The sequence below is a fragment of the Microcystis sp. M31BS1 genome (assembly GCF_020245285.1).
GTDB lineage: Bacteria > Cyanobacteriota > Cyanobacteriia > Cyanobacteriales > Microcystaceae > Microcystis > Microcystis panniformis.
In genome coordinates, this window is sequence record NZ_JADBVE010000356.1 from 1 (window position 1) to 5,683 (window position 5,683).

The following is a 5,683-nucleotide window of genomic DNA, read 5'->3' on the forward strand; positions in this document are numbered from 1 at the left end:
CATCTAAATTTAGCTTTATTCATCCCTCTTTGATTAGAAAAGATGATAAAAAGGCTGATTTCTCAACAGAAAAACTTATCTTAAATTCGGGCTGATTTTTGAGAGTTTTTGTTTTTTACTTTTTCAGCAAACCCTATTTAACAGTAAAGCCGTCGTAGAACGACGGGGTTTCAGACCCAAAATTTTCGATGAAGATAGTTTCACCAATTTGCGCTCCAAGCCCAGGTTTTAGTTTGCATTCTTCCACTGTTCCAATACCACCTTCGTGTGACTGTACCATTCTGAATTTGATTACGATTAGGCTTGCCCTCGTAACGCGCCGATAGACCAACCAGTGCCTTCGGCATCGCAACTAAACTCACAGCTTCAATCAATGGGCATGGTGCGTTCCCAAAAATCGATCGGTGGAGCAGTAGGACCCCCATTAGGGAACGCACCCTAGGGCTGAAAACGGAGATTTTGAAGAGATCGCACTTGAGCAATGGTTTCAAAATCACGGTCGTTGTGAATCAGAAGCAGATCATTTTCCAGTGCCGCTTGAGCAATACAGCAATCAATTGGGCTGCGAACAGTCAATCCTTGACGACGCAGATCATAGTAAATACGTGCAGCCGCTTGCCAGGAAGAAGGACTGAGTTCAACATAATCCTGCACTTCGAGGTAAGTAGAGAGGATTGTCCACTCTTGCTCGTTTAAGCTCCCTTGAAGCAGTTCAAGCTGGGTAAAGCGGGTGAGTAAAATCTCACGATTTGCAATTAACGTTTCCAGTTGCTGGCGAACTTGACCACTGCGATCGCGGAAGACGCTGATCCACACAGATGTGTCAATCAGCAACATGACGAGTTTCACGTAGGGCTTTATAATCAAAATCTGGAGCAAATTGAATTTGTCCGGCAAGGTCGAGAAGGTTTTTCTTACGGCGGGATTTTACGAATTCTTGTAGAGCAAGATTCATTAGTTCCTCTTGGGTGGTGAGGTTAGTCAGTTGAAAGGCTTCCTTGAGAAGCGATTCATCAAGGTTGAGGGTAATTTGCATAGGATGGATATTAGATTGAAGTATAAGTGATTATTTTCTTTACATTTTAATCCGATAGATGACTAACCCACCTCTGGGCATATCTTTGTTAGTTGGCTCTCAAGCTTTAAGCTACATAGGGCAATGGCGTAGTGCCTTCGGCATCGCACTACAATTGCTCCAGCAGCATATCGTACTCTGCATGGGAACCAACCCAGAACCAAATCACCGTATCATCCTCTAATTGACCGACAGCACGATAATCCCTATTGATGCGTGCAGAATAGATGGGCAGCTTTGGATGGACTTTCTTGAATCGCAAGCTGGGATAGCTTGGGTCTTCTTTGAATTGCCGATACGCTTTACGGGTCTGCTCTTGAATCGGTTTTGGAAGATTTGCAAACATCTCCCGAAAACGAGCAGTGGTACAAGACTTCACAACGTTTCTGGGTCTAATTCTTGAGTCTTGCCCAATCGATGTTCTGCCATTGCTTCGGCTGCTAGTTTAGCCAGCAAGTTTGGTGAGCCGGCAAAGGAGTCATTCCATCGCTTTTCTTCTTCGAGTTCTGCCAAAATTAGGGTTGCGATCGCGTCCTGTTGATCGGTTGACAAGGTTTGTAATTGGGCGATCACCTGCTCAAGTCGTTCAGTCATATACAACATCTAACGTATAGGGCTTAATATATTCTAGCCTCCACGTTGCTACAGCGATGGCGTACTGCTACCCAGTGCCTTCAGCATCGCACTTAAACTCATAGCTTCAATCAATGTGCATGGTACGTTCCCCAAAATCGATCAGTGGAGCAGTAGGATCCAGATTAGGGAACGCACCCTACGGCTATATTATCCCTTGTGAATTCGATAGGTCACGGTGTAATCCCAACTCGAATACCATCCTCCTTTTTTTCGGAGAGTCCAAAACTGGGCGTGGCTCCCACTGGAAATTGCTGAAACTGGCAAATCACGCTTGAGTTGTCCCAATTCATCATCTTTATCCAGCATCATTGCGAGTCCTACACCCGCAATCGCAAGCGGAAGAATTGTTCCCGTAATTTGGGCAGGGGGATAGGGAACCGCTTTTAAGCCCGCAGATATGGCACTTCCCACTTTCGTCACCATTTCACCATGCTTTGACCAGTCTTTGTTTGCGTCTTCATCATATCCAGCCAAGGCAATGTACAAAGTGTTGTTTTCAGGTACGTCATCATCAAATATAATACCGCCCCCTTTACCAAATGGTTTGCGCTGCTTGTCGTTAATTTTAATAGGAACAGTCAAGACTGGGCGAATTTTCAGATCATCGCCTGTCGCTCCTAATTTTGAGTAAGAACCGACACCACCCAAGATGTAAAATTCATCTGCACCAGTAACATCCTCAGTGTCACGGCAATATACATCAACCAGCTCAATTCGAATTCTAGTCATGGCTTTTAAATCTATGTAGGTACTGTTATTCGAGGGTTGCCGCATAACTGTTAATTATACGGAAACTCTCTGTATAACACTCTTCAGAGTAACGATATGGGTCAACTTTCTGTATGTCACTCCATTTAGGCGCAATCGCAAGAAACTTCCCCCAGATCACACTCAAAAGCCTGTTAGCCAGATTAGCTTACTGCCAACAATCTCCTTTTAAGGAGACTTATCATAGAAGCTTTCCAGAATTATGGCAAAGATCCTTGTATCTGGCTGCACTTTGTCACAAAATTTTACTATTATTTCGGGTGCGGTGATTTGTTATAGCGGTTTTCAGTCTAATAAAGTATGGTAAATCCCTTGTTATGCCGCTGCAATCCTTGTTTTCAAATACAAAAACATGAATCTGCCTGTTATTGATGTGCCTCCATATACGCTCGTAGCAATTGATTGATCTGTGTTTGATAGCCACGCCCTTGAGACTTAAACCACTCTAATACATCGCTATCAATGGGGAGTGTAACTTGAGCCTTGGCTTTTGTAGCAGGTAAACCCCGCCGCACTACCGCCTTAGCAAACATTTCTGGCGTAATCTCTGGACAATCTGATAAATCAATATCTTCATCGCTCATCGCATCCAATCGTTGCCAATCAGTTTGAGAGTTGCTCGAAGTAGGTTCGTTGTTCATATTTCGTCCTGGAGTTCTAGCAAAGATTCTTATATCTGACTGCACTTTGTCACAAAACTTTACTATTATTTTGACACTTTTAATGGTTGGAGAGGAAACATTAATCGCCAAGTATGGTCAATTTTTGTCCAAAGCATTTGAGGAAATGACCTAAATAAATAGCCAAATATAGCACTATTTTCTTTGTTCCCCAAAAGCTGGACATACTCGCGCTTTTGGGAAATTTAAAACTATTGAATAGGGGAAATTAACCGATAATTAGGGCTTGCTGAAAAAGTACGGGCGAAGCATTCGGATAGAAAATCTCCAGTTTCACCGATAGGTTATTGCCCGAATGCTTCGCCCCTACAGGACGCGGGCCGATGAAGACGCAAGGTTTTGAAGCACGATTCTCTCAAAATCTTGCACCTGTTTCGCCAGAAAAGCCACAAAACCCTTACCTTGCCTACATTTCACATTTATTCAGCAAACCCTAATTAATAACTGGTTGGGGTGCGTTAATTTAAGCAATAACACACCCTAACCTTGTATTAATGCAAGAAATGACGAATGCCTGTTAAGACCATAATTAAACCTAACTCATTAGCGGCATTAATCGAATCCTGATCTTTTAAAGAACCTCCGGGTTGAACAATTGCCTCGATACCAAACTGGGCCGCCGTGCGAACAGAATCATCAAAGGGGAAAAAGCCATCACTAGCTAAATAGCCACCTTTAGCAGCTTCCCCTGCTTGTTCAAGGGCAATTTTTACCGAACCAACGCGATTCATTTGTCCCGCACCAACGCCTAAAGTAGTTTGATTTTTTGTCACCACAATAGCGTTAGATTTAACGTGCTTAGATACTTTCCAAGCAAACAGTAATTCCGCTAATTGTGCGGGGGTAGGTTGTTTTTCTGTCACCACTCGCCACTCATCCGGGGTTTCTACCACGTCATCGGCCGCTTGTACTAGAAAACCGCCAGCGATAACTTTTACTGTTTGTTTTTCTCCCCTGCTTAAATCCGGCAGCAATAAAATCCGCACTTTTGACTTTTTAGCGAGGATATCCCGGGCTTCAGGGCTACAATCGGGGGCAACCACGCATTCTAGGAAGGTTTTCGTTAATTCTTTAGCGGTTGCTTCATCTATGGCTTGATTTAGGGCAACAATACCCCCAAAAGCCGAGATAGCATCGGCATGAAAAGCTTTAGCATAAGCTTCCACTAAGCTACCACCGATCGCCACTCCACAGGGATTAGTGTGTTTCAAGATAGCGGCGGCTGGTTCTTCCCTGCCGAATTCGACGATTAAACGGCGGGCTGCTTCTAAATCGACTAAATTGTTATAACTTAGTTCTTTTCCCTGTAATAAGGTCGCTTTTCCCCAACCTTGAGCCATTGTACCGCTACCATACCAAGTGGCGCTTTGGTGGGGATTTTCGCCGTAACGCAGGGTTTGCAGGGCATTTCCCGCCAAATTAAAGCGCGTCGTTTCCCCGTTTAAGCTGGCGAAATAGGATGCGATCGCTCCATCGTAGGCATTGGTTAAAGCGAAGGTTTCCCCCGCCATTTTTTGACGGAATTCCAGGGAGATTTCGCCGTTATTTTGCCGTAATTGGCTTAAATACTGCTCGTAATACTTCGGGTTACTGATGACAGTCAAATGGGCGAAATTTTTAGCCGAGGCGCGTAACATCGCCGGACCGCCAATATCGATTTGTTCGATCGCCTGAGCGGTGGTAACATCAGGATTAGCGATCGTCTGTTCAAAGGGATAGAGATTAACCACCACCAAATCAAAAGGACGAATTTGATTAGCCTCCATTTCCGCTAAATCTGACTGCCAATCCCGTCTAGCCAAAATACCGCCATGGATGCGAGGATGGAGAGTTTTCACCCTTCCGCCCAAGATTTCAGGAGATCCTGTATATTCTCCCACTTTAATCACGGGAATTCCCTCCGATTGGAGCGTTTTGGCGGTTCCTCCACTGCTAATAATTTCAAAATCAAATTCTTCTGTTAGCTGACGGGCAAAGTCAACTATTCCGGTTTTGTCAGTCACGCTGATCAGCGCTAAACGTCCCATAGTAGTGATCTATAAGCAACCATTTCAGTATATCTCAGTCCTAACCCGTTAAAAATTAAAAAAAGTAGGTTAGTAAATAATCAGCTGCTTCTATATTTTTATCTCTCAAATAGCAACTTATGCCAAGGCAATTTTTAAAGTCCTCCTTGAAAGATTTAGTCTGACTTGTTAAAAAATACAGGATTTTTTAGGGTAACGAAGTCCATCGAGATTAGTGAAAACCCCTTGGCAACCGTCATCGCCAAATGTTGTCAGATTACCATCATCGGCCAATTCAAGTCTGAATTGCATTACTGTCTGATCTACCTTCATAGAATACCTCATTCGGGCTACGGCTCTTCTAGGTTCTGTGTGAGGATGGTATAATAGTAACACAGAACAGGAGGTGGGTTATGTGGATAAATTTTGATCAACTCCTCGATTTACCAAATGTAACAGTGGTCAATTATCAAAAAATTGCTCAGACAATTTTCCTAAAGCTTGCTCTTTTAAATGAA

Annotated in this window: 8 protein-coding genes; all 8 read right to left on the reverse strand. The window is 43.6% G+C overall.

The window, feature by feature from the left end; translation table 11 throughout:
* Positions 1-438 precede the first annotated feature (438 nt).
* Positions 439-837, reverse strand: coding sequence for a type II toxin-antitoxin system VapC family toxin (gene vapC, locus IM509_RS20125; protein WP_052276264.1), 399 nt, complete (start codon positions 835-837; stop codon positions 439-441).
* Positions 824-1,036: a type II toxin-antitoxin system VapB family antitoxin gene (locus IM509_RS20130; RefSeq protein ID WP_002754145.1), complete on the reverse strand. Its 213-nt coding sequence runs from the start codon at positions 1,034-1,036 to the stop codon at positions 824-826. The genes vapC and IM509_RS20130 overlap by 14 nt, the downstream gene beginning before the upstream one ends.
* 148 nt (positions 1,037-1,184) lie before the next feature.
* Positions 1,185-1,454 carry a type II toxin-antitoxin system RelE family toxin gene (locus tag IM509_RS20135; protein ID WP_002748618.1) on the reverse strand — a complete coding sequence of 90 codons (270 nt, stop codon included), beginning with the start codon at positions 1,452-1,454 and terminating at the stop codon, positions 1,185-1,187.
* A complete protein-coding gene (locus IM509_RS20140; RefSeq protein ID WP_110579071.1) occupies positions 1,451-1,669 on the reverse strand; it encodes a hypothetical protein in 219 nt (72 codons plus the stop codon). The genes IM509_RS20135 and IM509_RS20140 overlap by 4 nt, the downstream gene beginning before the upstream one ends.
* Positions 1,670-1,858: 189 nt before the next feature.
* Positions 1,859-2,440, reverse strand: a complete 582-nt coding sequence (locus tag IM509_RS20145) for a hypothetical protein (protein WP_072927210.1) — start codon at positions 2,438-2,440, stop codon at positions 1,859-1,861.
* A gap of 404 nt (positions 2,441-2,844) precedes the next feature.
* Entirely contained in the window at positions 2,845-3,120 is a 276-nt protein-coding gene (locus IM509_RS20150) for a BrnA antitoxin family protein (RefSeq protein WP_002756884.1), read from the reverse strand.
* A 530-nt stretch (positions 3,121-3,650) separates the two neighbouring features.
* The gene (gene purH / locus IM509_RS20155) at positions 3,651-5,186 is read right to left on the reverse strand and encodes a bifunctional phosphoribosylaminoimidazolecarboxamide formyltransferase/IMP cyclohydrolase (RefSeq protein WP_052276262.1); all 1,536 of its coding nucleotides are present in this window, start codon (positions 5,184-5,186) and stop codon (positions 3,651-3,653) included.
* A gap of 168 nt (positions 5,187-5,354) precedes the next feature.
* Complete coding sequence (locus tag IM509_RS20160; RefSeq protein WP_256377326.1) at positions 5,355-5,477, reverse strand: hypothetical protein; 123 nt, start codon at positions 5,475-5,477, stop codon at positions 5,355-5,357.
* Positions 5,478-5,683 lie beyond the last annotated feature (206 nt).

Bases quoted from the DNA above. Each gene is read 5' to 3' on its own strand.
- IM509_RS20130 (WP_002754145.1), bottom strand. From the start codon at position 1,036: ATGCAAATTACCCTCAACCTTGATGAATCGCTTCTCAAGGAAGCCTTT.
- IM509_RS20145 (WP_072927210.1), bottom strand. From the start codon at position 2,440: ATGACTAGAATTCGAATTGAGCTGGTTGATGTATATTGCCGTGACACT.
- purH (WP_052276262.1), bottom strand. From the start codon at position 5,186: ATGGGACGTTTAGCGCTGATCAGCGTGACTGACAAAACCGGAATAGTT.
- IM509_RS20150 (WP_002756884.1), bottom strand. From the start codon at position 3,120: ATGAACAACGAACCTACTTCGAGCAACTCTCAAACTGATTGGCAACGA.
- vapC (WP_052276264.1), bottom strand. From the start codon at position 837: ATGTTGCTGATTGACACATCTGTGTGGATCAGCGTCTTCCGCGATCGC.
- IM509_RS20160 (WP_256377326.1), bottom strand. From the start codon at position 5,477: ATGCAATTCAGACTTGAATTGGCCGATGATGGTAATCTGACAACATTT.
- IM509_RS20140 (WP_110579071.1), bottom strand. From the start codon at position 1,669: ATGACTGAACGACTTGAGCAGGTGATCGCCCAATTACAAACCTTGTCA.